24 protein-coding genes and 1 pseudogene are annotated in these 26,921 nt (G+C 49.5%); 18 read left to right on the top strand and 7 right to left on the bottom strand.

Annotated elements, in window-relative coordinates; all coding sequences use genetic code 11:
• Nucleotides 1-4 precede the first annotated feature (4 nt).
• From M0Q40_05180 to M0Q40_05170, 3 genes are all read left to right on the top strand, one after another.
• Nucleotides 5-2,008 carry an NADH-quinone oxidoreductase subunit NuoF gene (locus M0Q40_05180; GenBank protein ID MCK9222005.1) on the top strand — a complete coding sequence of 668 codons (2,004 nt, stop codon included), beginning with the start codon at nucleotides 5-7 and terminating at the stop codon, nucleotides 2,006-2,008.
• Between the two features lie 26 nt (nucleotides 2,009-2,034).
• Nucleotides 2,035-3,762, top strand: coding sequence for an NADH-dependent [FeFe] hydrogenase, group A6 (locus M0Q40_05175; GenBank protein MCK9222004.1), 1,728 nt, complete (start codon nucleotides 2,035-2,037; stop codon nucleotides 3,760-3,762).
• A 209-nt stretch (nucleotides 3,763-3,971) separates the two neighbouring features.
• The gene (locus M0Q40_05170; protein MCK9222003.1) at nucleotides 3,972-4,361 is read left to right on the top strand and encodes a response regulator; all 390 of its coding nucleotides are present in this window, start codon (nucleotides 3,972-3,974) and stop codon (nucleotides 4,359-4,361) included.
• Between the two features lie 128 nt (nucleotides 4,362-4,489).
• Here M0Q40_05170 and M0Q40_05165 read toward each other — a convergent pair whose 3' ends face one another.
• From M0Q40_05165 to M0Q40_05155, 3 genes are all read right to left on the bottom strand, one after another.
• Nucleotides 4,490-5,362: an HAD-IC family P-type ATPase gene (locus tag M0Q40_05165; protein MCK9222002.1), complete on the bottom strand. Its 873-nt coding sequence runs from the start codon at nucleotides 5,360-5,362 to the stop codon at nucleotides 4,490-4,492.
• A 119-nt stretch (nucleotides 5,363-5,481) separates the two neighbouring features.
• Nucleotides 5,482-5,895 (bottom strand): nucleoside-diphosphate kinase, encoded by a 414-nt coding sequence (gene ndk, locus M0Q40_05160; GenBank protein ID MCK9222001.1) that lies wholly within the window; start codon nucleotides 5,893-5,895, stop codon nucleotides 5,482-5,484.
• Nucleotides 5,896-5,913: 18 nt separating this feature from the next.
• Complete coding sequence (locus M0Q40_05155; GenBank protein MCK9222000.1) at nucleotides 5,914-7,584, bottom strand: formate--tetrahydrofolate ligase; 1,671 nt, start codon at nucleotides 7,582-7,584, stop codon at nucleotides 5,914-5,916.
• A 295-nt stretch (nucleotides 7,585-7,879) separates the two neighbouring features.
• On the opposite strand from M0Q40_05155, the gene M0Q40_05150 reads away from it, so the two are divergent.
• From M0Q40_05150 to M0Q40_05140, 3 genes are all read left to right on the top strand, one after another.
• On the top strand, nucleotides 7,880-8,158 hold the full coding sequence (locus M0Q40_05150; GenBank protein ID MCK9221999.1) for a hypothetical protein: 279 nt from the start codon (nucleotides 7,880-7,882) through the stop codon (nucleotides 8,156-8,158).
• Between the two features lie 67 nt (nucleotides 8,159-8,225).
• Nucleotides 8,226-9,206: a glycosyltransferase gene (locus M0Q40_05145; GenBank protein ID MCK9221998.1), complete on the top strand. Its 981-nt coding sequence runs from the start codon at nucleotides 8,226-8,228 to the stop codon at nucleotides 9,204-9,206.
• Between the two features lie 51 nt (nucleotides 9,207-9,257).
• Nucleotides 9,258-9,932, top strand: coding sequence for a GGDEF domain-containing protein (locus tag M0Q40_05140; GenBank protein MCK9221997.1), 675 nt, complete (start codon nucleotides 9,258-9,260; stop codon nucleotides 9,930-9,932).
• On the opposite strand, the gene pyrE is transcribed toward M0Q40_05140, so the two are convergent.
• A complete protein-coding gene (gene pyrE, locus M0Q40_05135) occupies nucleotides 9,922-10,467 on the bottom strand; it encodes an orotate phosphoribosyltransferase (GenBank protein MCK9221996.1) in 546 nt (181 codons plus the stop codon). The genes M0Q40_05140 and pyrE overlap by 11 nt on opposite strands.
• Nucleotides 10,468-10,696: 229 nt before the next feature.
• Between pyrE and M0Q40_05130 the strand changes: the two genes are divergently transcribed.
• From M0Q40_05130 to M0Q40_05075, 12 genes are all read left to right on the top strand, one after another.
• Nucleotides 10,697-11,536: a deoxyribonuclease IV gene (locus M0Q40_05130; GenBank protein ID MCK9221995.1), complete on the top strand. Its 840-nt coding sequence runs from the start codon at nucleotides 10,697-10,699 to the stop codon at nucleotides 11,534-11,536.
• A gap of 94 nt (nucleotides 11,537-11,630) precedes the next feature.
• Nucleotides 11,631-11,957, top strand: a complete 327-nt coding sequence (locus tag M0Q40_05125) for an FUN14 domain-containing protein (GenBank protein ID MCK9221994.1) — start codon at nucleotides 11,631-11,633, stop codon at nucleotides 11,955-11,957.
• A 141-nt stretch (nucleotides 11,958-12,098) separates the two neighbouring features.
• Complete coding sequence (locus M0Q40_05120) at nucleotides 12,099-13,832, top strand: ABC transporter ATP-binding protein/permease (protein MCK9221993.1); 1,734 nt, start codon at nucleotides 12,099-12,101, stop codon at nucleotides 13,830-13,832.
• Nucleotides 13,813-15,612, top strand: a complete 1,800-nt coding sequence (locus M0Q40_05115) for an ABC transporter ATP-binding protein/permease (protein MCK9221992.1) — start codon at nucleotides 13,813-13,815, stop codon at nucleotides 15,610-15,612. The genes M0Q40_05120 and M0Q40_05115 overlap by 20 nt, the downstream gene beginning before the upstream one ends.
• Nucleotides 15,613-16,188 carry a TetR/AcrR family transcriptional regulator gene (locus M0Q40_05110; GenBank protein MCK9221991.1) on the top strand — a complete coding sequence of 192 codons (576 nt, stop codon included), beginning with the start codon at nucleotides 15,613-15,615 and terminating at the stop codon, nucleotides 16,186-16,188.
• A gap of 121 nt (nucleotides 16,189-16,309) precedes the next feature.
• On the top strand, nucleotides 16,310-17,221 hold the full coding sequence (nadA, locus tag M0Q40_05105; GenBank protein ID MCK9221990.1) for a quinolinate synthase NadA: 912 nt from the start codon (nucleotides 16,310-16,312) through the stop codon (nucleotides 17,219-17,221).
• A 19-nt stretch (nucleotides 17,222-17,240) separates the two neighbouring features.
• Nucleotides 17,241-18,851, top strand: a complete 1,611-nt coding sequence (gene nadB / locus M0Q40_05100; protein ID MCK9221989.1) for an L-aspartate oxidase — start codon at nucleotides 17,241-17,243, stop codon at nucleotides 18,849-18,851.
• A gap of 36 nt (nucleotides 18,852-18,887) precedes the next feature.
• Complete coding sequence (nadC, locus tag M0Q40_05095; protein MCK9221988.1) at nucleotides 18,888-19,727, top strand: carboxylating nicotinate-nucleotide diphosphorylase; 840 nt, start codon at nucleotides 18,888-18,890, stop codon at nucleotides 19,725-19,727.
• Between the two features lie 111 nt (nucleotides 19,728-19,838).
• The gene (locus M0Q40_05090) at nucleotides 19,839-21,002 is read left to right on the top strand and encodes an ROK family transcriptional regulator (protein ID MCK9221987.1); all 1,164 of its coding nucleotides are present in this window, start codon (nucleotides 19,839-19,841) and stop codon (nucleotides 21,000-21,002) included.
• 13 nt (nucleotides 21,003-21,015) lie between these two features.
• Entirely contained in the window at nucleotides 21,016-21,855 is an 840-nt protein-coding gene (locus M0Q40_05085; GenBank protein ID MCK9221986.1) for a sugar phosphate isomerase/epimerase, read from the top strand.
• 15 nt (nucleotides 21,856-21,870) lie between these two features.
• Nucleotides 21,871-22,878: a Gfo/Idh/MocA family oxidoreductase gene (locus M0Q40_05080; GenBank protein MCK9221985.1), complete on the top strand. Its 1,008-nt coding sequence runs from the start codon at nucleotides 21,871-21,873 to the stop codon at nucleotides 22,876-22,878.
• 79 nt (nucleotides 22,879-22,957) lie between these two features.
• Nucleotides 22,958-23,809: a sugar phosphate isomerase/epimerase gene (locus tag M0Q40_05075; protein MCK9221984.1), complete on the top strand. Its 852-nt coding sequence runs from the start codon at nucleotides 22,958-22,960 to the stop codon at nucleotides 23,807-23,809.
• 43 nt (nucleotides 23,810-23,852) lie between these two features.
• On the opposite strand, the gene feoB is transcribed toward M0Q40_05075, so the two are convergent.
• From feoB to M0Q40_05060, 3 genes and pseudogenes are all read right to left on the bottom strand, one after another.
• Nucleotides 23,853-25,886: a ferrous iron transport protein B gene (feoB, locus tag M0Q40_05070; protein MCK9221983.1), complete on the bottom strand. Its 2,034-nt coding sequence runs from the start codon at nucleotides 25,884-25,886 to the stop codon at nucleotides 23,853-23,855.
• 178 nt (nucleotides 25,887-26,064) lie between these two features.
• Nucleotides 26,065-26,280: pseudogene (locus M0Q40_05065) on the bottom strand (ferrous iron transport protein A).
• 102 nt (nucleotides 26,281-26,382) lie between these two features.
• Nucleotides 26,383-26,769 (bottom strand): metal-dependent transcriptional regulator, encoded by a 387-nt coding sequence (locus M0Q40_05060; protein ID MCK9221982.1) that lies wholly within the window; start codon nucleotides 26,767-26,769, stop codon nucleotides 26,383-26,385.
• Between the last annotated feature and the right edge of the window lie 152 nt (nucleotides 26,770-26,921).

Below are 26,921 nucleotides of genomic sequence, written 5' to 3'. Positions count from 1 at the left end.
AAAGATGCGCACACTAATGTCTAAATGCTGTGATCGTTGTACACACTCAAAGGAGAACCCTTGTCGAGATTTTATACGCTGCCGTTTGGAGGGGCCTTTATGCCACGATGATGCGGACTGTAAAGCGAAAAGAGTGGAAATAAAGGCGGTTCTTGATGGATTGGCCTTGATTCGACCGGTTGTGACTGTTGGTATGGGTACTTGCGGTTTGGCATCAGGTGCGGATAAGGTTTGGGCTAAACTCCATGAGTTGACCGAAGCGTCAGGTCTTGATGTAGAGTTTAAGCAGGTCGGTTGTATTGGCTTATGTCATCGAGAGGTCATTGTTGATATTCAAAAACCAAATCGCCCCCGAGTTTCCTTTGGGTCGGTAACCGAGGACAAAGTCAAACACCTAGTTGAGTATCTTGAAAACGATGTGATTCCTACAGAGATGGTCATTGGCCGTTTTCCCTACATGGGCGAGGAACAGGAAGGCTTGAAGGAGTACGAGCTTCCCCTGATTTATGACTTGCCCGTTTTAAAGAAGCAAAAACGGGTGGCTTTGGCTAATTGTGGACTAATCAACCCTGATTCGCTGGACGAATATGTCAATCGTGGTGGGTTTGTGGCGTTATCTAAGGCCTTAGGAGAGATGAGTCCGGCAGATGTGATTGGGACAGTAACCGCATCGGGATTACGGGGTCGTGGAGGTGGCGGTTTTCCTACGGGGCGCAAATGGGGCTTTGCCGCGGCGGAGACTGCAGACAAAAAGTACCTGGTTTGTAATGCAGACGAAGGCGATCCTGGGGCCTTTATGGACCGGAGTCTGTTAGAAGGTGATCCATATCGTGTGTTGGAAGGCATCCTGATTGGTGCCTATGCCATGGGCGCTTCAGAAGGATACATCTATGTACGGGCTGAGTATCCCTTGGCGATTCAGAAACTGAAGAACTCGCTAGCGCGCATGGAAGAACTAGCACTAATCGGAGATAACATCCTAGGCAGTGGCTTTAACTTCCATCTGAAAATCAAGACAGGTGCCGGGGCTTTTGTTTGTGGCGAGGAGACAGCCCTGCTGGCTTCAATCGAAGGTAAAAGGGGTATGCCCAGACCGCGACCACCTTATCCTGCAAGCAAAGGGCTTTGGGGTAAGCCTACCTGCATTAACAACGTGGAGACCTTTGCCAATGTGCCGACGATTCTGTCCAAAGGTGCTGATTGGTTTGCTAGTATTGGAACTGAGAAAAGCAAGGGAACTAAGGTCTTTGCATTAACAGGGAAAATTAATAATACTGGCTTAATCGAAGTACCTATGGGCACCAGTATTCGAGAGATTGTCTTTGATATCGGTGGGGGAATTATTAACGGTGGAGAGTACAAGGCGGTCCAGATCGGTGGTCCTTCGGGAGGGTGTTTGCCCAAGGAGCTCTTGGATACCCCGGTGGATTATGAGTCTCTTATTAAGGCCGGTGCGATGATGGGTTCCGGTGGACTGGTGGTTGTAGATCATCATACTTGCATGGTGGATTTTGCCCGTTTCTTCATCAGTTTTACCTGTAATGAATCCTGCGGCAAGTGTATTCCCTGCAGAGAAGGAACAGCACGGATGAAAGAGACCATGGACCGTATCGTATCAGCTCGGGCCGATGAGACCGAGGATGATACACTACTCCGCTTCCAAAGTGTAGTGGAATTAGAAAAACTAGCCGAGACCATCAAGGATACGGCTGCTTGTGGTCTAGGTCAGACTGCTCCTAATCCAGTATTGTCAACCCTACGTTATTTCCGGGATGAGTACGATGCCCACGTTTTTGAGCGGAGATGTCCTGCTGGTCAGTGTCGTAGCTTGCTTACCTATACTATCGAAGCGGATAAGTGTAGGGGATGTGGCCTCTGTGCCAAACGGTGTCCGCAAAATGCCATCGTAGGGGAGAAGGGGCATGCACACGTTATTGTAGAGGATAAATGTATTCGGTGTGGGGCTTGTATCCAGTTTTGTCCCTTTGAGGCAATTAAGTCTAGCTAGGCGGCTAGGATGGGAGAGGTTAGAAAATGGATATGGTTAAACTGCAAATAAATGGGGAACAAGTGGAGGTACCCGCAGGTACCACCATTTTAGAGGCAGCTAGGACATTGGACATAGATATCCCTACGCTTTGTCATATGGAGGAACTAGCACCCTCGGGAAGCTGTCGGATTTGCTGTGTTGAAGTCAAAGGCATGCGGGGGCTGGTGCCTTCCTGTGCCTATCCGGTTTCAGAGGGAATGGAAGTTTCCACCCACGCTCCTCGGGTGCAACAGGCACGCCGCCATATCATCGAGTTGCTTTTGGCTAATCACCCCGATGACTGTCTATACTGTCCTAAGAACGGCAAGTGTCAGCTGCAGGAACTAGCAGGTCAGTATGGCATTACGGAGCGGAAATTCGTCGGACGAAAACGCCATTACCATATGGATAGAACTAGCCCAAGTATCGAACGGGATCCGGACAAATGTATCCTATGCGGCCGTTGTGTGCGGGTATGCAAAGAGATTCAAACCGTCGGAGCTATTGATTTTGCTGGGCGGGGATTTGATACCATTGTTCTACCAGCTTTTGCCGATGATCTGCATAATACCTCCTGTGTAAACTGTGGTCAGTGTACCTTGGTCTGTCCCACGGGTGCCTTAAGGGAGAAGCGCTCCATTGACCAAGTTGAAGCTGCCCTGAGGAATTTGACTAAACACGTGGTAGTACAGGTGGCGCCGGCAGTACGGGTTGCCCTTGGTGAGGAATTCGGATTTCCCTATGGGACCAACGTATCAGGACAGATGGTCACAGCTTTGCGGAAGCTAGGATTTGATGCGATATTCGATACTCAGTTCAGCGCGGACCTAACCATTATGGAAGAAGGAACAGAATTAATTGAGCGGCTCCAGTCCGGAGAGAACCTGCCCCTTCTTACTTCATGTAGCCCCGGCTGGATCAAGTATATTGAACACTTCTATCCGGATTACCTACCGAATCTGTCAACGTGCAAATCTCCTCAGCAGATGCAAGGGGCTGTAATTAAGACTTACTACGCCAAACACAAATTAATTGATCCTAAGGATATTTATGTTGTATCTGTAATGCCTTGTACAGCGAAGAAGTTCGAGGCTAATCGTCCTGAGATGGAGGGTACAGCTGGTCGAGACGTGGATGCTGTGCTGACGACCCGGGAGCTTGCTCTAATGATTAAACAAGCCGGGATTGATTTTGCTAAGTTGCCCTTAGGTGAATTCGATGATCCTTTGGGTACTTCAACAGGAGCTGGAGCCCTCTTTGGGACAACCGGCGGTGTAGCCGAGGCAGCCCTGCGCACAGTGTACTATCTGGTGGAAGGAAAGCTGCCCGAAAACCTGGAGTTTACACCGGTACGTGGTTTGGAGAACTTCAAGGAAGTGGAATTGACCATTGGTGGACAGACTATCCGATGTGCCGTAGTCCATGGACTTGGAGCGGCAAAGTATCTAATGGAAGAGGCTTTGCCGAATAAACAGTATCATTTCGCTGAGATTATGGCTTGTCCAGGTGGATGTATGGCAGGCGGTGGTCAACCGGTCTCCTTCGGGAAGGGTCTTGAGGCCCGCAAACTTCGTCAAGAGGCAGTCTATGCTTTGGACCGAAATGCGAAGTTGCGGTTTTCCCATGAGAACCCGGCGGTCTTAGAGTTATATGAGAAGTATCTAGAGAAACCAGGTAGCGATAAGTCCCATGAGCTTTTGCATACTCACTACTGCAAGCGGGGGATCTGCTAGAGAAACAGAATAGTCTAAGGATATGTATCTTTTCTGGGAGAGAACCGTGAACACTAGGATTGAACTAGCAGGAGAATCCTTTTGAATGGGGAACATAACATGGGGATCTCACAGAAAGATGCGCACTTGGTCAGGTGAGAGTAAGATGACGGGGAACGAGAACCTTTAGGTTTTCTTCCAACAAATCAAGACTGATAGGGTGAGAAAGCATGGCTCAACGTATTCTTGTGGTAGATGATGATCGGGAGTTTCTGGATACTAGCGCAGGTATTCTAGAGAATGCAGGATACGAAGTAGTAACAGCTACCTCGGGGAAGGAAGCGCGACAGATAGCGGAGGAACAGACCTTTGATTTATTCATCATCGATGTGATGATGGAGTATGCTGACTCTGGATTTGTCCTGTGCCACGAGTTGAAAAACAGCAAATGTAAGGATGTACCGATCATGATCGTGACAGTATTAGGCCGAGATAAAGGGATCCATTTCAACTTGGAAAATGAGCAGGAACGAAAATGGATCAAGGCTGATGCTTACGTGGAAAAGCCGATCAATGCGGAAGAGTTATTGAGGATGGCTGGTTCTTTGCTGAAAAACTAAGGCCATGATTTTGCTATGGTCCTTGCACAAAATGGATGAACATAGGCCGATCTGTGCCCATCACGACGGTGAATAGATCGGCCTGTCTTTGACAGAATGACTTCCTTATGTCGAACTGTCCAGAAAGTCTAGTGCGTAGAAGGCCTTTTTAGTAGTCGTATGCCTATGCCATTGAGTGTCACCGCATAATGCTTGCTTCGTGTAATGCCACTCCAAAGGCCAAGTTTACTTTGTTTCCTAGTACCCTCAGCAGGAGGAACATAACAACGGCTACTGCAAGGGTTACGTTCTGCTTCACCACCCGGACTGTTTTTTTGGGCATGGGTGATTGCCTTGGGAATCCTCAGTAGGCTATTGCCCATGAGCACTAGAACAGCGGCTTCCATCGCTGCCCTAGTAGCCGGGGTACCCATGGCGATGCTCACATCAGCGGTTGTAAGTGCCGGAGCATCATTAATGCCATCACCAACCATGGCGACTCGGGTTCCATTAGCCTGCACAGTCCGCAGAACGTTTACCTTTTCATCGGGCATCAGCCCGGCGTGGATCTCTTCTTCGCGTATTCCCACAGCATCGTCGATATATATGGCTGCCCGTTCGTTATCCCCGGTGAGCATAAATATGGGATCAATACCTCCACTACGCAAGGCTGCTATTGACTCCCAAGCGTCCGGTCGAGGCTCGTCAGCTATTCCGATTAGGCCGATGACTTCGGTTCCCATGGCGACCAAAGTAACCGTTTCACCCTTAGATTCACGGAACGCGAGTAGTTCTTTTCGATCCGGACTTAGCATGACTCCCAGCTCCGCCATGAGGGTTTCGTTGCCCACCGCTGCTTGCAGCTGTCCCCGGTTGAAGGAAAATACGCCTTGACCTGGTCTTAGGTCCCAGTCTGTTGCCGGAAGGGGCTCAACTTCATCCGCCTGTGCCTTGGCCATCATCGCTGTTGCCAAATGGTGCTCGAACCGAAGCTCAGCTGAAGCAGCCGCGGCCATAACCATGGACTGTGTTGCACCTTCGAGGCCTCTACGGTCACCACCCGGTCTCCGTGGACATTGCTCACACCATCCTTTGGTATGTGTTGGAATGGGTGGAGTGCCCATTCCAACTATTAAGGTTACTAAAGCTCGGGGAAAAACCGGGCGATTTCCTCTTGGGCGGTCTTTGGACTGTCTGAGGCGTGGATAACATTATCGCTAAGAACTAAACCGAAGTCTCCGCGAATGGTCCCGGGGAGCGCTTCCGCTGGATCTGTGGCCCCAACCATTTTTCGGACGATGCTGATCACTCTTGGTCCTTGCAAAACAGCGAAAACCACAGGACCTGCGGTAATCGCCTCCAGCAGTTCGCCGAAAAACGGCTTGTCTCGATGGTGGGCATAGTGGGCAGTGGCCTCATCCTCGGTAATTAAATGCATCTGCAGATGCTTAATCACAATACCCCGTCGTTCAAAGCGGGATAAAATTTCCCCTACCAACCCCCGTTTAACAGCTTCTGGTTTGATAAAAATCAGTGTTGTCTCTTGGGCGGACATAGCCTTCATCCTTTCCTTCTAGAATAGACCAGTGATGGTTCCGTCTGGGAAAATGTCTACGTTTTCTGCAGCGGGTTTCTTTGGCAATCCCGGCATAGTCAAAACTTGGCCTGTAATGGGCACCAGAAAGCCTGCTCCTAGGGAGGGCCTTAGGTCCCTTACGGTTAAGGTGAAATTTCTGGGTGCGCCCTTTAACGCTGGGTTATCGCTTAAGGAATGCTGGGTTTTAGCAACACACAGGGGCAACTTATCATAGCCAAGCTCTGTGTAGCGAGCCACTGCTGCCTCAGCCTGGTCCGTATAGGTTACTTGGTCTGCACCGTAGATCTCTTTAGCGATGATCTCCATCTTCATCTTAATGGGCTGGTCCCAATCGTATAATGGTCGAAAATCAGCGGTTTCGTACTCTAGGGCATCCAATACTGCTTCAGCCAGTTCAATTCCTCCGGCACCACCCTTGGCCACGACCTGGGATCGGGCCACACGAACGCTCTTCTTCTGGCAATAGTCCATGACTAGCTCCAATTCTTCGTTCGTATCTGTCGGAAACTGGTTGAGGGCAACTACAACGGGAAGGCCAAATCGAGTTAGGTTATCAATATGTTTATCTAGATTGGCCAGCCCGGTTTCTAAGGCACTAAGATCTGTTTGAGCCGCGGCTTCCAAGGGCATCCCACCATGCATATTCAAGGCCCGTACTGAGGCTACTAATACTGCAACATCGGGGGTAAGCCCTGAGTAGCCGTGCACAATATCAAAGAACTTCTCTGCACCCAAATCCGCAGCAAAGCCCCCTTCGGTGACTACATAATCGGCCAGTTTTAATGCCGTCCTTGTCGCGATAACGCTGTTATTCCCATGGGCAATATTAGCAAATGGACCGCCATGGACAAAGGCTGGCTGTCCTTCAAGGGTTTGGACGAGGTTTGGTTTTAAGGCATCCTTCAAGAGGGTTGCCATGGCCCCGACGCACTTAAGATCCCGGGCATACACCGGTGTATTGTCGTAGGTAAATCCAACCAAGATCCTGCCCATGCGCTCCTTTAGATCCTCTAGGTCCGAGGCTAAGCAAAGAATAGCCATAATCTCCGAAGCAACGGTGATGTCAAAGCGGCCGGGCATGGTGACTCCATCCTTTTCGCCGCCAAGGCCTACAATAATGTTGCGCAGCTGGCGATCATTCATGTCCATAACCCGGGGCCAGATCACTTTCTTGGGATTGATGGCAAGGTCATTGCCCTGGTAAATATGGTTTTCCAGGACCGCGGACAGAAGGTTATGAGCGGTACCGATAGCATGGAGATCGCCGGTGAAATGCAGGTTAATATCCTCCATGGGAATAACCTGGCTGTATCCGCCACCAGCAGCACCACCTTTTATTCCAAAAGTCGGGCCTAAGGAGGGCTCCCGCAGACAAACCGCAACGTTTTTTCCTAGTTTGCCTAATCCCTGGGTCAGCCCGATCGCGGTACAGGTCTTACCTTCCCCGGCTGGTGTTGCGGTAATTGCCGTAGTATAGATGAGTTTTCCGTTAGGTTTATCTTTCAGTCTCTGATAGACATTCAGGCTAACCTTTGCTTTGTAATGGCCAAAGGGCTCAAACTCATCACTGGAAATGTTCAACTGCTCTGTTATCTGTTTTATGGGCAATAATCTAGCCTGTTGCGCAATCTCGATATCCGTTAGCATTTGGGTCTCTCCCTTTACTTACATTTTGAACGACGGTTGTAGTGTTGGCAAGGATGTCCTCGGGTATCCGGTATCCGTGTAAGCACCTATAACTCAGCCAAAAGGTACCGTCGGAGGATAATTTCGGTAGCATCCGGGTGGATTCCTTCCCTAATATTGTAACCGGGGCAAGGATTAATCATATTTGTAGCGAATAGTATTGGTACAAGGATATAAGGCACCGGCGGACGCAGATAGTCTGGAGTGAGGCTAGATACAGGAGGATAAGGATTACAGGAATCCGAAGAAAGCAGCCTTGTTTTCTGCGATCTGCACCGGGGTGGGGCAAATTTACAACGGTGATGTCTCCAAGGGAATTGGGCTGCTGATTCTGTATGCTATCTCTTGGTGGTCTGTAAGCATGACTATTGGATTTGTGACTACTCCGATTCTGTGGCTGTTTGGCATCTACGATGCATACCATACAGCTGTGGGGATCAATGCCGCCAAAGAATCTGCAATGAAACGTAAGCAATATGATGAACAAAGGCAGAGTGGTGAAACGGTACTAGACAGGAAGTCAAAGTATCTTTAAAAACTGTACCGACGGTGCCGGAGGTCTGCGGAATAGGGACTTGTGATGTACTTGGGAGGTAGTGTTTGTGGAGGAATGTTTTCCCCATCCGGTTTATCGATGGGAAAACCAATTGCATACACAAAAGGAGCCAGGGGTAAGTATTGTCATTCCTACATATAATCGGCGACATACTTTACAGCTGGTCTTGAAGTCGCTAAATGATCAGACTACTAATGTACCCTTTGAAGTGATCATTGTCGATGATGGCTCATTAGATGGTACAACCCGTATGATCAAGGACTTTCCTGCAAATTACCCAATTGTTCTATATCGGGTCCATCGTAAACGGACAACCTACCCAAGGAATCCGGGTCCCTTACGCAATCTCGGTATATTAAAGAGTCGTTCCCCCCTGATTATCTTTTTGGATAGTGATATGGTTTGTTCCCCTGGTTTTGTCCAGGCTCATTTTGATGCCCATACCGGGGAGAAACTAGTGGTGACCGGTGTATTTATTCATACCTTAGATCATCGCTATCCTATTGAGGAGAACCGCAAGCTTCTAGACTTCTCCCGGGCCTTTCTTGCTACGGGCAATGCTTCAGTGGAGCGGAAATGGTTGCTTAAGGCAGGCCTTTTTGATCCTAGGTTTACTGAGTATGGCTGGGAGGACCTTGAATTAGGGGCCCGTTTGCGCAAGCTGGGCCTCAAAGGTGAGAAGGAAGGACGGGCCATTACCTATCACCTTACCACGGAACTAACTCCGGATAAACTACCAGGACGGATTGAGAAGGAGAAGGCTCGGGCCCGGATGGCGGTGCTCTACTACCAGAAACACCCCAATACCAGTACTGCGTTGGCCACGATGAATATGCCCCTATGTTTTATTCTGGCCAAACTGTTATTTATCGGGAATTGGCCGAGCCGACCAACAACCGGCAGACTGATCGATTGGCTTCATCGCAGAGGCATGCTAGTAATCCGCAATTTCTTCTGTGAAATCGTCGCAGTCCATAGTTATATGAACGAGCTGTGGACGATCACCCGGAAAACGAAGAAAGGTTGATGTATAATCTCCCGTAAGTCTGTCGACAATGGTCGATAGGAGGGGAGAGGTATGCCTAGTTTTGGACGGTTGTATTTGTATACTGGGTGTGGATTTCTCGGATTGATTCTTCTGGTTTTGCTCATCGCGGTGACCCGAGGATTACTACATCCATTCAGCTTGGTCCTACCGTTGTTTATGTTCTTAAGTATCATTGGGTATCTTGGTTCCATGCTGCAAAGACTGATCCTTTTGGTAGGACGGGATCCGCTCACGGGAATTGCAAATCGCAGGTTCATTGAATCCTTTATTGAGCTACCGAAGTATCATCGCTGCTATTTCAGCCTCATCTTACTTGATCTAGACAACTTTAAAGTCTGCAACGATGTTAATGGCCATCAACATGGAGATATAATACTTCAAGAAGTGGCCGAGATCATCCAAGAAAGTATTCGTTCCCAAGATGTAGCGGCGCGCCTAGGGGGCGATGAATTTGCCATTCTGCTTCCAAGGACAAGTTCCCAGCAGGCCTATCAAGTGGCGGAACGGATCCGCAGACAGATTGAGGATGAGAGTGGGGCAAAGGGCCCTAAGCTAACCGCAAGCATGGGCGTGGCCGGGATGCACGCTGTGGGGGACAACTGGTATCCGCGGCTTTTTGCAAGGGCAGATCGGGCTTTGTACCAGGCCAAGAAACAGAAAAACCGGGTGGCGATTTATCCACCCGGTGCCTGTGCTAGCCTCTGATTTCCTCAATCTGAAAGATAGGAGTGAAGTTATATCCCTTTTCTAAGAGGAGTTCATCGCCGCCCTGTCTTCGGTTGACGATGACGATCACTTTGGCTACCGTACATCCTGCATCCTCAACGGTTTTAATAGCACTTAGAACCGAACCGCCCTTAGTTAAAACATCATCAACGATGAGGACCTGAGCACCCTTTTGCAGTGGCCCTTCAATCAAGGAGCCAGTACCATGATCTTTAGCTTGTTTGCGCACAATGAATCCGTCAATAGGGTGTGGGGTCTCGTATGAAAGAGCTGTTACAGCTCCAATGATGGGATCTGCCCCCAGGGTCAGACCACCCACCGCGTCGATCCTGGTGTCCTTAACCATGTCCAAGATGATTTTGCCAATTAGCCATCCTGCCGGAGATAGGGTAACCTTTCGACAATCGATATAATAGTCGCTCATTTGGCCGGAAGCTAAGCGAAACTGTCCCTCGCGATAAGCCTTGGTTTTGATTTCATGGAGTAGTTCCTGCCGCCATTGTTCCATTCCCATAGTTATCTATCCTCTTCTATATTATGAGTATCCTACCTTAAGGTAAAAAGTATACCCGGATATGCATCTTTACATCCAAATTATAGCATGATTGTACAGTGGGCAGCAATGCCGCTTTCCTTCACTGAAACGAGGGGATAGGGCTTTCACCACAGGAAAACCGCACCCCGTGGCGAAAGCATAGAGTACCTAGCCTTAAGAGGGAAGGTAGCAAGAAGGAGGGGTCTTATTGCGTATCGGAGCGCATTTATCCATAGCTAAGGGTCTAGATAAGGCGATCGACATGGCCCTTAAGATTGGTGCTAACACTTTCCAGTTCTTTACGCGAAATCCCCGGGGTGGCAGTGCACGAACCATTCCCGCCGAGGAGATCGCGCTGTTCCAACGGGAGAAGGCCAAACATGATCAAAAAGATATTGTGGGTCATTTGCCCTATACGGTTAACCTAGCTACTCCCAAGGAGGACTTGTTTGAATTTGCATGCCGAGTCCTGAAGGAGGATCTGCGTCGCTTTTCTGAGGTGGGCGTAGAATACTTGGTTACCCACCCCGGGGCCCATCTTGGGACCGGTGAGTCTGCAGGTATCAAAAGACTGGCTGCGGCTATCGATCAAGCCTTTGCAGACTACGATGGCACCACAATGCTCCTACTTGAAACCATGTCCGGTCGGGGTTCTGAGATTGGAGGGCATCTTGCGCACCTTGGGGCTGTATTGAATATGATAAAGTATCCAGAGCATGTAGGTATATGTTTAGATTCGTGCCATCTATTCGCAGCAGGATATGACCTGCGAACCAAGGAAGGGGTAGACGCCTTGGTTCATGATGTGCAGCAAACGGTGGGGTTTGATAAAGTGAGAATGATACACATTAATGATTCTGCTTACCCCTGCGGTAGCAAGCAAGATCGTCATGCAAATATTGGTCAAGGGGAAATGGGTTTAGAAGCCTTTGCCAATTTGATCAAAGCTCCAAAGATCGCCGCACTACCTTGGCTCTTGGAAACCCCCCAGGATGATTACCGAGGTTACGCCCAGGAGATTGAACTTTTGATTGGACTTAAAGAGTGAGTGCAAATGCAGGTTTTGTTAGTTTAAGGAGGAAGAGGGCCGCTTCTGATGAAATATAAAATCAGAAGAACTGGACGAGCAGGAGGTGCTTTCCGTGTCTGGCGAAATTGACTGGGGTATTATTGGGGGTCAGCTGAGTCTTGGGGTTTTACTGGGATTGGCCATTGGGTTTTTGGCGAAAAAAACGTTGAAAATACTCCTGATATTACTTGGGGTTTTGGTATTAACTGGTGTGGCCCTGGAACGGATGGATGTCATCACAATTCATTGGGGCAATATCGAGGCGTCCTATAACGCCTTCTTAGCCAGTTCCGGGGGAATTGGGGTAGTGTTGCAGCGATGGGCGGCCAACTTTGGTGGATTTATTCCTGTAGCAGGCAGCTTTGTGGTCGGATTTGCCCTCGGCCTGAAACTAGGATAGCAGGAATCCGACTACCCGGTGTCGAACAGTATTAGGTAGTTTGCTAATACTGTATGCAGGGTGGACTGACTAGTCAGTCCAGGCTTGGAGGTGGATATTTCCTTGGTTGTACTGTTTCGAATAATGAGGTACCTAAAACCAATGTGGTTGTACGTCTTGGTTGTCCTTATCTGCATGGTGGCGTCGGCTGGATTGGGGATTTTAGTACCGCGCATGACTGGTCATATTGTTGATGTGATCTCTAGTGGCTCAGGAACTGAGCAAGCTCTGATGACCGGGATTTTGCTGATTGTGGGCATCAGCGTGATCAATGCCCTTTTGGTCTTTTTAGAAAATGCCATAGCAGGGCGGATTGGTCAGGGTGTGATTTATCGGTTAAGAAACGATATGTACTCCCACATGGTAAACTTACCCTTCTCCTTTTATGACAAGGCACAGACTGGTCAACTGATGTCTCGGGTAACCTCTGATGTGGAGACACTGCGGATGTTTCTAGGTGTCGGGTTTACTAGGTTGGTCAATAACATCTTCGTGTTTACTGCGGTGCTAGTTATGCTCCTTTCTATGCACTGGCAGCTGACACTTCTTTGCATGGTCACTATTCCGCTTTTGTTTTGGACGGTGATGCGTTTTGGTAAGCTAATCAGGCCACAGTTTCGAGTTATCCAGGAGCAAATTGCTAAGCTTAATACCGTTTTGCAGGAGAATATCACGGGAATTCGAGTGGTAAAGGCCTTTGGCCGGGAAGCCACTGAGGTGGAGAAGTTTAACGAGGAGAATCAGGCGTATCTTGACTGCAACGTTAGAATGACCAAGATTACAGCCTTTCATATTCCCCTAATGAATACCATTACCGCCTTAAGTACAGCCATCTTGATCTGGTACGGTGGTAGACAGATCATCCTCGGTAGTTTAAGTATCGGGGATCTGGTGGCCTTTAATTCCCTGTTGATGATGTTAATCATGCCTGTGCGTATGCTTGGCTGGCAGTGGAATATGCTCCAGCGTTCGATCGCCGCAGGTACGAGGATTTTTGAGGTCCTGGATACATCCTCTACCATCAATGACGACCCCGATGCTCTACCCCTAAAGAACCCCCAGGGGGCTATCGAATTTGAGCAGGTTTGGTTCGGTTACGATGAAGCTGCACCGGTATTACGGGGGCTGAATCTGAAAGTAGAGCCGGGGCAAACGGTAGCACTCCTTGGTGGGACAGGTTCAGGGAAAACCACTGTCATCAATCTAGTTCCCCGCTTCTATGATCCTGACCGGGGCGTTGTTCGTTTTGACGGAACAGATATCCGGAAGATTCGTCTGGCGGATCTGCGTAGCAATATCGGAATGGTGATGCAGGAGACTTTCCTGTTTTCCACTACAATCCGAGATAATATATCTTTTGGTAGGGCAAATGCCAGTCAAAAAGAGATCAAAGAAGCGGCCAAAGCGGCCCAGATCCATGATTTTATCATGTCTTTGCCAGATGGGTATGATACCGTCGTTGGCGAACGGGGACTTAATTTATCCGGTGGGCAAAAACAACGTTTGTCAATTGCCAGGGCGCTTTTAATGGATCCGGCGGTTCTAATCCTTGATGATTCCCTATCTAGCGTGGATACTGAGACTGAATACCTGATCCAACAAGCCATCGAGAACCTGATTCAAGGAAGGACCACCTTTGTTATTGCTCAGCGGCTTTCTACGGTGAAGAATGCCGATATCATTGTGGTGCTGGATAAGGGTATTGTGGTCCAAAGAGGTACACATACAGAGCTAATCGCTCAGGAGGGGCCCTATCAGGATATTTACCGCATGCAGTTTGGCTCCATGGAAGAGGAGAATGGGGGGGGAACCGGTTATGCGCATGGGTATGCATAGACACGCCAGTATCGAAGATGAAAGAAGGCCCCTGGATCCCCAGATGTTTAAACGGTTATTCCGCTATGTGCTTCCATATAAGCATTTGCTTCTAGGGGCGACCTTAATGATGTTTGCCGGGGTAGGGATTAGCCTAGCCCAACCTTTGCTTCTGCGGGTGGCCATAGATAAGAATATCGCAGACGGGGACGTTGTTGGCCTGAGCAAAACAGCATTGCTGTACATTGGTACCTTCCTTGCCGCTTGGCTTGCCTCCTATTGGCAATCCATGTGGATGGCTCTATCCGGTCAAAGATCCCTTGCGGACTTACGAAAAGATCTGTTCACGCATTTGCAGGAGCTTTCCTTGTCCTTTTTCGATAAGCGCAAAGTCGGGGAGATCATGTCCCGGGTACTGAACGATGTGAATACCCTGAGTGAGCTGTTAAGCTCAGGCATCATCACCGTGATTAGTGATGTTGTGACACTATTCTTTATTGCGATCATCATGTTACGGATGCACACAACCTTGGCTTTGGTGACTTTTAGCATTATGCCAGTGATGCTTTTGACCGCGATTGCGTTTAGAGGAAGGATTCTGCAGGCCCATCGCCAGGTGCGGGGAAAGGCAGCTTTAGTCAACGCTAATTTGCAGGAATCAATTTCCGGGGTGAAAGTAACCCAAGCCTTTAATCGGGAACAACAAAGCATTAAGCAATTTGATGAAACGAACATGGAGAACATGCAAGCCAATGTCCGGGCCGTGGACTTGTTTGCCATGTTTATGCCCATCTTAGAACTAATTGGTATGGTTGGTACGGCCCTAGCCCTTTGGTATGGGGGTACCCAGGTGATGTCTGGAGCATTGACTGTGGGTACCTTAGCCGCCTTTTTATCATATATCGGGCGCTTCTTCGGTCCGGTAAGAAGTATTAGCCAGATCTATACTCAGCTGCAGTCAGCAGGTGCTGCTGTGGAGCGGGTTTTTGGGATTATGGATATCGAACCGGAGGTTCAAGACAGCCCAGCCTCTGTTCCGAAGGAAACGATTGAGGACCGGGTTGTTTATGAGCATGTGAGTTTCGCCTATAACCCCGAGGAGCCAGTCCTTAAAGATATTAACCTAACTATCCCTAGGGGTGAGACCATTGCCCTGGTTGGTCCTACGGGTGCGGGCAAAACAACAATGATTAACCTGCTTTGCCGTTTTTATGATCCTAGCTCAGGCAGGATTACCGTGGACGGGGTAGACCTTAGGGAGATTGAGCTTGCCTCCTGGCGCAAGCTGGTTAGTATTGTGCTTCAGGATACCTTCTTGTTCTCCGCAACAATCATGGAGAATATCCGGTACGGGAAGCCCGATGCCACAGATGAAGAAGTGCGCTGGGCCGCTGAACAAGTAGCAGCCGTTCCCTTTATTGATGAGTTAGAAGACGGGTTTCAGACGGTGTTGACCGAGCGGGGTTCGAATCTCTCCGTTGGTCAAAGACAGCTTTTGGCCTTTGCCCGGGCCTTGATTGGCCAGCCGGAAATCCTCATTTTGGATGAGGCCACATCCAGTGTGGATCTATATACAGAAGGTTTAATCCAACGGGCACTAGAAGTACTATTAAAGGACCGAACGGCTGTCATTATCGCCCATCGGTTGTCCACCATTGAAAATGCAGACCGAATTGTGGTTATCCAAGATGGACAGATAGCGGAAATGGGGAAACACAAGGAGCTTCTAGCCCAAGGTGGACTGTATCGTCAGCTGCACGACAAACAGTTTGGCACTATGGTAAGACCTGAGGGGATATGAGTGCGTACGAAAAAGGAAGAGATTCTCGAGGCAGCCTTCGTTGTTTTTAGCGAAAAGGGTTATCATCGGGCCACCGTTGATGAAATCGTGAATCTAGCCGCCACGGGAAAGGGGACAGTATACAACTATTTCTCCTGTAAGGAAGGCTTATTTCACGCGGTGATAGAGAATCAACAGGATAAGCTCTGTCGCAAGCTAGAAGGTCTAGTGGGTAGGGATACTTCCCTGCCCACTTCAATAAGCGATTTTATCAGGATCTACCTGGAGTTTCTTGTGGAGAATTCCCAGCTGTGGCGAACCATGGTGGGGGACCCTGGGGCCGGCAGGGAGAAAATCAGACGAAAGGAACTGATCCGCAGACGCTTCTTGCGTGTTGTTAGTGTTGCGGAGCAGATCCTAGAGAAGGGGCAAACCCGGGGGGATGTGCAATTTGATGACCTTAAGTTGGCTGGCCGACTATTGGTAAATATGATCCATGCTTCAGCGCTACATGGCGAACCCGATGAACCCCTTGACGAATTGACTGAGAAATTGACGCGACTATACCTATATGGAGTAAGCTCCCGGCTAACTTGACATCCTTTGCTGGCTTCTTCTTTTGCTGATTCCAACTTATTGCTTGTTTGTTATACATATGATATCATTTACTAAAACATGCGTCTGGTCTACGGCGCGCCTTCAAATTGGGGGTAGGGTAATGTCATCCATAGTTACAATTGAGGAGCGAATTGTGCGCCTGAAAAAAGAACGAAATGCGATCATCCTCGCCCATAATTACCAGCTCCCTGAAATCCAAGATATTGCAGATGTAACAGGGGATTCGTTGGAGCTTGCTCGGTTAGCAAGCCAAAACGATGCCGATGTTATCGTGTTCTGCGGAGTAGATTTCATGGCGGAAACAGCGGCTATTGTCAATCCGGATAAGACCGTTCTGCTTCCGGCTAAGGATGCGGGCTGTCCCTTGGCGGAGATGGCGGATGCCCAGTCTTTGGTGGCCAAGAAAAAAGAGTATCCCGATGCAGCGGTAGTCTGCTACGTTAATTCATCAGCAGAAGTTAAGGCCGAGAGTGATATCTGCTGTACTTCAGCTAATGCCGTTGATGTAGTTAACTCCCTTAAAGAGGACCGGGTATTATTTGTTCCCGATCAGAATCTGGCCAGCTGGGTGGCAAGACACACAGAAAAAGAGATTATTCCTTGGAATGGCTATTGTATTACACACCACAGGGTGCGGGCCGAAGAGGTCCATCGGGCTAAGGAAGCCCATCCCGATGCCGTGGTAGTCGTACATCCTGAGTGTCCGGCCGAGGTAGTGGACTTAGCGGACGAAGTAGCCAGTACGACGGGAATACTACGGTATGTCAAGAATTCCTCAGCTCAGAAGTTCATCATTGGTACTGAGATGGGACTTTTACATCGCTTGATGAAGGAGAATCCGGGGAAGGTATTCTTCATTCTAAGTCCTGGTCTTGTATGTCCTAATATGAAGAAGATCTCTAGTATACAGATGGTTTTGGATGCCTTAGAATCCAATGCCCCTCAGGTGCGTGTTGACGAGGAGATTCGACTCAAAGCGTTGGCCGCAGTGGAAAGAATGTTGGCAATTTAAGCAGAGAAGGCGAAATCCAATGGTTCAAGGGTTCCATTATACGGATTATTTGGTTATTGGCTCCGGTATCGCGGGCCTTTTTGCTGCCCTTAACCTTGCAGAACATGGCAAAGTGGTATTACTGACCAAGTGCAGCCTAGAAGACAGCAACAGTTACTTCGCCCAAGGGGGCATGGCCGCGGCTTTAGCCAAGCCTGACTCTCCCGAATTACATGAGCAAGACACTCTACGGGCTGGGGCTGGGTTGTGCGATGAGGCCGCAGTAAGGGTACTGGTTGAAGAAGGACCAAAGCGAGTCAGGGAGCTTATTGAGTGGGGTGTGGAATTTGATCGGGTGGATGGGCATATCGCCTTAACTAGAGAGGCAGCTCATAGTAGGGGGCGAATCCTCCACGCATTGGGTGATTCCACTGGGAAAGCGATCAGTGAGAGGCTGGCCCTGTTAACGAAAAGCCACTCGAGTATCGCCATCAAGGAGTATCACAATGTAGCCGAACTCTTAGTTGAAAAGGGACGTTGTCAAGGGGCTCTAGTTGTTAATCCCAATCACCAGCTGGAAGTATTCCTTGCTCGAGCTGTCATTTTGGCCTCGGGTGGTGCCGGCCGGGTTTACTCTGAAACATCCAATCCCGAAGCGGCAACTGGTGATGGTATGGCCTTGGCCTATCGGGCGGGGGCTAAGCTGAAAGATATGGAGTTTATCCAGTTTCATCCAACGGTGCTGTTAGCCACAGCCGATCACCCACGGTTTTTGGTGTCCGAAGCGGTTCGGGGCGAAGGTGCTATTCTGCGAAACATACACGGTGAACCCTTCATGAGGGAACGTCATCCTCTAGCAGATCTGGCTCCTCGAGATGTTGTGGCCCAGGCCATCTGGTGGGAAATGGAGAAGACCAAAGCGTCCCATGTGTACCTCGATGCCACAAGCCTGGGAGCGGACCAACTGCAGAGGAGGTTTCCTACCATCTGGGCTCGTTGCCAGGAACGGGGTCTTTCTATGGACAAGGATTACATTCCCGTATCGCCGGCCGCCCATTACATCATGGGTGGTGTCCAGACGGATTTGGCAGGAGCAACGTCAATTCCAGCACTTTTCGCCTGTGGTGAGGTGGCCTGTACCGGTGTCCACGGTGCCAACCGCTTGGCCAGCAATTCACTGTTGGAGACGGTAGTCTTTGGCAGAAGAGCTGCCGAGGCAGCAGTAAGTTATGGATCAAGTAATCCCCTGCCCTGCTTAAGTAATGAGTTTGCCCGCTCTCTTACAACATTGTCCGGTACACGATCCATCGACGGTGAGGTTTTAAGGACTCTAAAGGAGAGAATTCAGAAGACCCTATGGGATCTAGTGGGCATTGTCCGGTGTAACAAATCCCTGGCAAAAGCTGAAATAACCCTTGGTGACCTGACTTCCCAAGTCGAAGAAGTAACCCAAGGGGTCTGGTACAAAGAGGCCCTAGAGCTTCGAAACATATTACTGATGGGCAAGCTAATTACCAAAGCAGCCCTCACCCGGACAGAGAGTCGGGGCGCCCATTTTCGGACAGATACGCCACAGGCGCAGGATGTGTGGCGCAAGCATATTATTTTACAAAAAGGTCTAGAAGCACCGGTGTTCACCGATGTTGGGTAAGAAAGGGGATTGCCTACGTTGTTAGAAGGAGCGTTAATGTACAAGATCAAACCCTTAGTGGACAGTGCCCTACGGGAAGATATAGGAAGGGGAGACATTACCACCGAGTCGATAGTAGCTCCAGATGCGTGGGGTACCGCCATTCTATGGGCAAAGGATGATGGTGTCTTTTGCGGTGAAGTGATTCCCCAAACGGTGTTTTCCACCCTCACCCCAACGATACAAGTCAAGAATCTGGTTGTAGATGGGCAGTCCATAACCCAGGGCGATGTGATTTCACAGATCCAAGGACCGGCCTGGGCAATCTTAATGGGGGAGCGGGTTGTGCTGAATTTCATCCAGCACCTATCGGGGATCAGTAGCCAGACAGCTCGGTTGAAGGCTCTCATCGCAGATTATCCCTGTCATTTGGTGGAAACGCGCAAGACCCTTCCAGGATTGCGGCTGTTGCAGAAGTATGCGGTACGGGTTGGTGGGGGAGGAAATCATCGGTTGGGCTTGGATGATGCGGTGATGATCAAAGATAATCATATTGTAGCTGCGGGGAGCATCACCGAGGCGGTTCGGGCCGTTCGGGGAAAGGTCCCATTTACCGCCAAGATAGAAGTGGAAACAAAACAACCTGAGCAGGTCACGGAAGCACTGGCTGCCGGCGCGGATATCATCATGCTGGATAATATGTCACCGCCTCTCATGAAGGATATGGTCAAGCTAATTGATGGACGGGCGATCGTTGAGGCTTCAGGCAGTGTCAATGAACAGAACATCGTGGATATCGCGGCCACGGGGGTTGATGTGATCTCTGTGGGGGCCCTAACCCATTCAGTCTGTGCCTTAGATATTAGCCTTGATCTAAAGATTTCCAATGGTCACTAACACTCTGTTCTAGTCCCAGAAAATATTTTGTGCAGTCTAGCAGGTAAATGGTAGTCCATTGTAGAATAGGTACTTCGTAAAGGTTGTTTGCAAAGATGGGTGGGCTTAAGGATGGAAAAAACTAAGGGACAGCGAACTGAATCGGTCGGATCGCACAATCGTAAGGTAATTATGGAAGAAATTCGCCGATACGGTCCTCTAACACGCCCGGATCTGGCTAAGCGCACCGGATTAACCCGGGCAGCTGTTGGAAAGATTGTAAACGATCTTTATGAACTTGGACTGGTTATCGAGGAAGGGTTTGAGGCCTCCAGCGGTGGTAGACGGCCGGCGCTCCTGCAGGTCCGAAAGGACAGATACGTTGTCGCTGCTCACCTAAATGGCCAAGGGATGGCCGTGGCTATTGTGGGCTTGGATGCCGAGGTTAGGTCCTACAAAGAGGTCCTGTGGCAGCGAAACGGGAGTTCTGTCTTGCTTCAGGAAGTCATCGACTATCTTAAAAAGGCGATTGAAGAGGAGGGTGTGACCACTGATCAGCTTCTGGGAATTGGCCTAAGTATCCCAGGCCTGTTTGACTATACTAACAAAGAGATTCTGGTTTCCTTTGCCCTGGGCTGGGAACGGGTGCCTCTTGCGGGAATCTTAGAACATGAGTTTGGGCTGCCCGTGGTCGCCGAGAGGGACTGTCTAGCCGGTTTGTTTGGGGAACTATGGTTTGGTGACGGTGGCAATGTTGATGATGCAATGTATGTATTGGTGGGAGAAGGTATTGGGGCAGGGTTGTGGCTAAATGGGAGACCCCTAAGGGGCTCTGGCTGGATGGCCGGGGAGTTGGGCCATATTACGGTTAAGGAGCAGGGGAACCAGTGTCAGTGTGGCCAGAGAGGCTGTCTGGAGGTAGTGGCCAGTCTGGGTGTCATGGCCCGATATTGGTGGCAGGGGCAACCCCTTCCCGAGCGATTCATTGATCTATATGTTGAGGCCTTAACCGCGGCGGACGAGGGTGCATGGCAGGTACTGCGAGAAGGCGCGGAGTACATTGGCAAAGCTATCGGCTATGCCGTAAACCTGCTTGACCCGGAAATGATCTTTGTTGCCGGGGAACTAGACCCAATTGGTCCTGAGTTTATTGAGGTTCTACATGAAGCGACCCTGCCCCATGTAATGAAAAACAACGTGCGCAATGTGAGAATTGTACCAGCTAGTTTTGGGAAGTACCATTCTGTGATGGGTGCTGCTGCAGCATTTTTGTGGGAGTCATTTAATCATCTTTAAGGAGGAGACAGTTATGAAGAAAAGTATCAGTATTTGGATGTTCCCGGAAGATTGGACCTTGGAGCAGATCTGCCAGACGACGAAGGATGCCGGATATGATGCCATTGAGCTTTCCTTTAATGAAGTGGGTCCCCTTTCGCTGAAAGGCACCGAGAAGGATGCTCTACAAGTCAAAGAGACTGTTGAGAAGGCAGGCCTTGAAATAGCTTCCTTAGCCAGCGGATTGTTCTGGACCTATTCCCTAACTTCGGATGATGCCACCACGCGGCAAAAGGCGAAGGACATTGTCAAGGGGATGCTCCAGGCAGCGCATTGGCTTGGGACAGACTGCATACTGGTGGTGCCCGGTGCTGTTGATGTATTTTTCAATCCGGCCAGCGAAGTAGTACCTTACGATGTCGTGTATGAGAGATCCCTAGCAGCTCTTAAGGAGCTGGCGCCGGTCGCTGAGGATTTCAAGGTAAGCATTGGTTTGGAAAATGTATGGAACAAGTTTCTTCTAAGTCCTCTGGAGATGGCCCGGTTTATTGATGAAATAGACAGTCCTTACGTAGGAGCCTATTTTGATGCGGGCAACGTTCTATTCGCTGGATATCCCCAGGATTGGATCAGGATACTAGGGGACCGGATCAAACGGGTGCACATTAAAGACTATCGCAAATCTATTGGTAATGCCGATGGATTTGTCAATCTCCTCGAAGGAGATGTGCCGTGGCCTGAGGTGATGAAAGCCTTAAAGGACATCGGTTATACCGGCTACGTAACAGCAGAGGTCTTACCGCCCTATAAATATGATGGCGGACAACTAGCCCATGATGCATGCGCGGCCATGAATAAGATTTTTCAATTATAAGGGAGGACGTTGAGAATGTTAAAGGTTGGTATTCTAGGAGCAGGGATGATCGCATCCACTCATGCGAGTGGATACAAGAACTTACAGGATAAGGCTCAGGTGGTGGCTGTAGCCGACGTAGTCCCCGAGAAGGCAGAGAAGATTGCTAAGGGTTTTGGCGCCAAGGTATATAACGATGCCATGTCGCTGATTAACGAAGCCGATGTGGATATAGTTGATGTTTGCTTACCTACTTTTCTACATGCGGAACATACCGTTGCTGCCTGTGAGCGGGGACTGCATGTACTATGTGAAAAGCCCATGGCTGTGAGTCTAGAGGAAGCTGACGCCATGATCGAAGCCGCTGAAAAAGCCGGGGTTAAGTTAATGGTGGCCCAGGTTGTGCGGTTTTGGCCCGAGTATAACAAAATGTATGAACTGATCCAAGAGGGTAGCCTCGGAAAGCCGCTATTTGCAACGGGTTGTCGCTTCTCCCAGACCCCGATGTACAGTTGGAATCACTGGCTCCTTGATCCCAAGCTAAGTGGTGGTGGCGCTTTGGATATGCATATCCACGATGTAGACTATGTGACTTGGCTTTTTGGCGATCCGGAGCAGGTCTCTGCCGTGGGTGTAGAGGATGAAAAGGGTGTTGGCCTCATTGACACCTCAGTGAGATACAAGAATGGCGCCAATGTCTCTATTGGCGGTGGCTGGTTAATGCCTACAGGCTATCCCTTTACCACAGAGATGACCATTTATTGCGAAAAGGGATGTCTGGAGTTCTCCGCGCGGGCTGGCGTTAATATCGAGGCCCGGGATGAAGTGACGCGGGCAATTAAGGTATACCGTCCCGGTCAAGAGGTTGAAGTAATCCCTGTAGATGGCAGGGACGCCTACGAAATCGAGATTGAGTACTTCCTCGACTGTGTTGCCCAGGATCTTCCCATTGAGATGGTACCTCCACAACAGGCGCGCCGTAGCCTAGGGGTTGTGTTGGCTGCTATTGAGTCTGTCAAGACAGGAAAACCAGTTTCCATGTAGGACTTCCTTTATGATACAATAAAGGAGCAGACTGGGAAGATGGGCTCTTGCCAAGGTGTAACCAGAGGAGGCGTTCCAGTTGAAAATAGGGGTAATCGTAGATTCATTTCGATTGGGTGTAAAAGACGGTCTACGTAAGGCCAAGGAGGTCGGCGCGGCAGGGGTGCAGATGTATGCTGTCTCGGGGGAAATGGCACCGGAAAACATGTCCGCCAAGGCAAGAAAGGAACTACGTAACTATGTAGCCGACCTAGGGTTGGAGATCTCTGCAATATGTGGTGACTTAGGTGGACACGGGTTTGCCCGGGAAGCGGACAACCCAAAGAAGATTGAACGTTCAAAACGGATTATGGACCTAGCAGTAGAATTGGGTACTAATGTCGTTACCACCCATGTGGGTGTGATCCCAGATAACGAGAATGATGCTACGTGGCAGGTTCTGCATCTAGCATGTAGTGAGTTGGCGGAATACGCTAACTCCATTGGGGCACACTTTGCGATTGAGACTGGTCCTGAAAAGGCAACAACGCTGAAGAAGTTCCTCGACGCGATTCCTGGTAAGGGTATTGCTGTCAATCTTGATCCGGCTAATCTTGTGATGGTCACAGGGGATGATCCGGTCAAAGCTGTTTACACATTACAGGACTACATTGTTCATACCCATGCCAAGGATGGCATTATGAAAAAGCAGACGGAGCCCCGGGTGATTTACCATCACTTTGCCGAGGGCGGTATCGAGGATTTACGCTTGGAAGACTACTTCCTAGAGACACCGTTAGGTGAGGGTCAGGTAGACTTTCCTGCTTACCTAAAGGCGCTAAGTGAGACAGGCTTTACTGGTTATTTGACCATTGAGCGGGAAGTTGGCAGTAATCCTGAAGCCGACATTCGCAAGGCAGTAGGCTTTCTACAAGAGCAGCTTAAAGCTTAAGATGAAAGGGGAGCTGTGCTAAGCATAGCTCCCCTTCATATACCTACGCAAACCCGAACAGCCCACCAATTTGATAAACCAAGACAGCCAACAACCAGCCCAATACCAGGGTGTATATAACTGCAAATGCGGTCCAGAAACGGGAGCCAGTCTCCTGCCGGATGGCACTGATGGTGGCAACGCAGGGAACATAAACTAGGGACATTACTAGGAAGGCATAGGCGGACAGGGGTGTCCAATTGGCCTGAATGGCGCCAACAAGCCCTGTTCCACTAGCACCATACAATACTCCTAGTGTGCCCACAATAAGCTCTTTGGCAATGGCGCCAAACAGAAGGGCTGTCGCTGCCTGCCAAGTGCCGAAGCCTGCTGGTCGCAGAATGGGAGCTATTATGCCACCAATTCTACCAATAGCTGAGTCTGGGCCACCGGGTGTTACCTGTGGAGGTAGGTTGGATAGTACCCAGACGATAACCACCGAGAGAAAAATCACCGTCCCCGCCTTTTGGAGGAACTGTTTTCCCCTTTCCCAGGTTTGAATCAACACACCTGACATTCTGGGTAACCGATAGGGTGGAAGCTCAATAACAAAGGTCGAAGAACCGTCGGACTTAATAAAAAAGCTAAGTAGCTTGGCCATGCCCGCGGCCAGAACAATTCCTAAGGCGTATAAGGAGAACACAACAAGCCCTTGCCGGCGGGGGAAGAACGCGGTGGCAAACAACACGTAGACCGGCAGACGGGCGGAACAGGAAATGAGAGGATTAACCAAGATCGAAACTAAGCGATCCTTGGGATTATCTAGGCTGCGTGTAGCCAGAATACCGGTGACATTGCATCCAAAGCCCAGGATCATAGGAATGAACGCCTTACCATGTAGTCCCACTGCTCGCATCAACCTATCAGATAGTACTGCGGCTCTTGCCATATAGCCAACATCTTCGAGGAGTGAGATGATTAAGAACAAAAAGAAGATCGGTGGCGCAAAGGTAAACAGGGCGCCCAGACCTGCAATGACACCATCCACAATGAAATTAATGAGTATCCCGGGAGCATTGATCGCGGATAGGCCACTAAAGGCCCATTGCCCGAGGGTATCCATGCATCCCTCCAACCAGTCAGCAATTGGTGCGCTCAAAGTAAAAGTCGCCTGAAACATCAACCAGATTATGCCGAAAAAGATCGGGTAGGCAAGCCAGGGATGAAGCGCAACTCGATCAATCCGATAAGAAGGGTGTTCCAGGTCCTGGGGTGTCCCTGTCACATCTTTGGCAATACTTGCTGCCAGCTGATAACGCTTCTCCGAAATAAGATCGACAGCCTCGCTACCGGATTTTTCGTATATGCGGGTTTGAGCTTGCTGAACCGGCTCATGTAAATGGGTAATCACCTCTGCCGTTAGTTTCTGCTGTATACTCGGGTCATTCTCCAAAAGCTTGATAGCCAGCCAACGCAAAGATGAGTTGACCTTCTCTTCTACTAGCTTCGATAGTAGTTCTTCTAGGGCTGAGATTTCCTTCTCTATAGCAGGATCATACTCTATCTCCAGTGCCTTTGTAGCCGGTGTGTTACTGTTTACTAACGTAAGCACTGATGAGATTAACGGGGCGACGCCTTTTTTCTGAACGGCAACGGTGGGTATGACCTTGACGCCGAGAGACTTAGAGAGCTTGTCCGGGTCAATGTGCAAACCCAGGCTCTCAGCTTCATCGAACATGTTCAGCGCGATCACTAAGGGTGCACCCATTTCTAACATTTGAAGAGTGAGATAAAGATTTCTCTCCAGGTTGGTGGCATCTACCACGTTGATAACTGCATCGGGGTGCTCCCAGAGGATGAAATCTCGTGCAATGGTCTCATCCAAGGCGTGGGAACTGAAGGAATAGGCCCCCGGCAGGTCCACAATAGCTAAGGGAACATTATCCTTTATGATAGTTCCGACCTTCTTTTCTACAGTTACACCGGGCCAGTTGCCTACATGCTGCCTTGCCCCTGTGATCGCATTAAATAGGGCTGTCTTCCCCGAATTTGGGTTACCCGCAATGGCGATTACCGGTTTGTGACTCACCTTTTCCATGATTCATTAATCCTCCTTGTCAGAACGAAAGTTAATCGGGCCTAACTTATCGGGCAAAAAAAAGAGGTACTTAGGAGGACCACTTGCCTCCTCTTCGATGGGCCCCTCTGAAACGATGCCTTCTTCCACAACCCCTGTCGGGATAAACCAGCGACTGGTCCGTAACTACAATGGAAGCTGCTTCCTCTTTGCGTAGCCCCAAGCGACATCCCCTTGCACAGACAATAATCGGATCCTTGAGGGGAGCAACTCCTTCAACGACTACCTGTGTCCCGGGAGTAAGCCCCATATCCATGAGCTTTCGCCGCAAGGGCCCACAACAGGTGAGGGTAGAAATAGTACCACCACTTCCGGGGCTGAGTGTATCTAAAGATGTAGGAAGATTTTTACTCATTGTGTCTTGGCGATCAAAACCTCAAAGCGAGGTAGTCGCCACACCTCCTTTCACGCACATTGGCGTTCATACAGTATAGAATAACAGCTATCGCTGACAGTACTAGCTGTCGTTGTCCTTTCTTTCCATGAAATCCAAAAGGCAATCCATACTTTCTTTACTAAGTACATGCTCAATCTTGCATGCGTCTTCTTCAGCGGTATCTTCACTCACACCGAGTACCGCCACTAGAAAGGATTTAATCGCCTGATGACGACGATAGACAAGACAGGCCTTGGTATGTCCTTGCTTCGTGAGGTAAACCGGTCCGTATTTCTCCTGTTGCACTAGACCGTGGTTTGCCAATAGACTCATCGCCTGGTTGACGCTTGCTTTAGACACTTGTAGTTTAGCCGCTATGTCTGTGGTGCGTGCTCCTTCCTTTGGATCCGCCACCGCAAGAATAGCTTCTAGGTAATCTTCTAATGACGGCGAAATGGGGCCTGGCATTGTCGGTCACCTCATTTAGAGTCTTGGCTAAGGAACCAAATCCTTGAGGAATTAGAATGCCTTGGCCTTCGCCTAACTCGAAAGTAAGGCACACCTAACATTCCTATGTACAAGGTATCACGTTTGCTAAGGGATGTCAATAAGTAAACGCA

The organism is Limnochordia bacterium (assembly GCA_023230925.1).
Classification (GTDB): Bacteria; Bacillota; Limnochordia; order DUMW01; family DUMW01; genus JALNWK01.
The sequence above is the reverse complement of the archived record's forward strand: the minus strand, read 5'-3'. Positions and strand labels throughout refer to the sequence as shown.

What these genes read in the sequence shown, in the direction of transcription:
- M0Q40_05180 (MCK9222005.1), top strand. Translation starts at nt 5, where the DNA reads ATGCGCACACTAATGTCTAAATGCTGTGATCGTTGTACACACTCAAAG.
- M0Q40_05175 (MCK9222004.1), top strand. Translation starts at nt 2,035, where the DNA reads ATGGATATGGTTAAACTGCAAATAAATGGGGAACAAGTGGAGGTACCC.
- M0Q40_05170 (MCK9222003.1), top strand. Translation starts at nt 3,972, where the DNA reads ATGGCTCAACGTATTCTTGTGGTAGATGATGATCGGGAGTTTCTGGAT.
- M0Q40_05165 (MCK9222002.1), bottom strand. Translation starts at nt 5,362, where the DNA reads ATGGTTATGGCCGCGGCTGCTTCAGCTGAGCTTCGGTTCGAGCACCAT.
- ndk (MCK9222001.1), bottom strand. Translation starts at nt 5,895, where the DNA reads ATGTCCGCCCAAGAGACAACACTGATTTTTATCAAACCAGAAGCTGTT.
- M0Q40_05155 (MCK9222000.1), bottom strand. Translation starts at nt 7,584, where the DNA reads ATGCTAACGGATATCGAGATTGCGCAACAGGCTAGATTATTGCCCATA.
- M0Q40_05140 (MCK9221997.1), top strand. Translation starts at nt 9,258, where the DNA reads ATGCCTAGTTTTGGACGGTTGTATTTGTATACTGGGTGTGGATTTCTC.
- pyrE (MCK9221996.1), bottom strand. Translation starts at nt 10,467, where the DNA reads ATGGGAATGGAACAATGGCGGCAGGAACTACTCCATGAAATCAAAACC.
- M0Q40_05120 (MCK9221993.1), top strand. Translation starts at nt 12,099, where the DNA reads ATGTGGTTGTACGTCTTGGTTGTCCTTATCTGCATGGTGGCGTCGGCT.
- M0Q40_05115 (MCK9221992.1), top strand. Translation starts at nt 13,813, where the DNA reads ATGCGCATGGGTATGCATAGACACGCCAGTATCGAAGATGAAAGAAGG.
- nadA (MCK9221990.1), top strand. Translation starts at nt 16,310, where the DNA reads ATGTCATCCATAGTTACAATTGAGGAGCGAATTGTGCGCCTGAAAAAA.
- nadB (MCK9221989.1), top strand. Translation starts at nt 17,241, where the DNA reads ATGGTTCAAGGGTTCCATTATACGGATTATTTGGTTATTGGCTCCGGT.
- nadC (MCK9221988.1), top strand. Translation starts at nt 18,888, where the DNA reads ATGTACAAGATCAAACCCTTAGTGGACAGTGCCCTACGGGAAGATATA.
- M0Q40_05090 (MCK9221987.1), top strand. Translation starts at nt 19,839, where the DNA reads ATGGAAAAAACTAAGGGACAGCGAACTGAATCGGTCGGATCGCACAAT.
- M0Q40_05085 (MCK9221986.1), top strand. Translation starts at nt 21,016, where the DNA reads ATGAAGAAAAGTATCAGTATTTGGATGTTCCCGGAAGATTGGACCTTG.
- M0Q40_05080 (MCK9221985.1), top strand. Translation starts at nt 21,871, where the DNA reads ATGTTAAAGGTTGGTATTCTAGGAGCAGGGATGATCGCATCCACTCAT.
- feoB (MCK9221983.1), bottom strand. Translation starts at nt 25,886, where the DNA reads ATGGAAAAGGTGAGTCACAAACCGGTAATCGCCATTGCGGGTAACCCA.
- M0Q40_05060 (MCK9221982.1), bottom strand. Translation starts at nt 26,769, where the DNA reads ATGCCAGGCCCCATTTCGCCGTCATTAGAAGATTACCTAGAAGCTATT.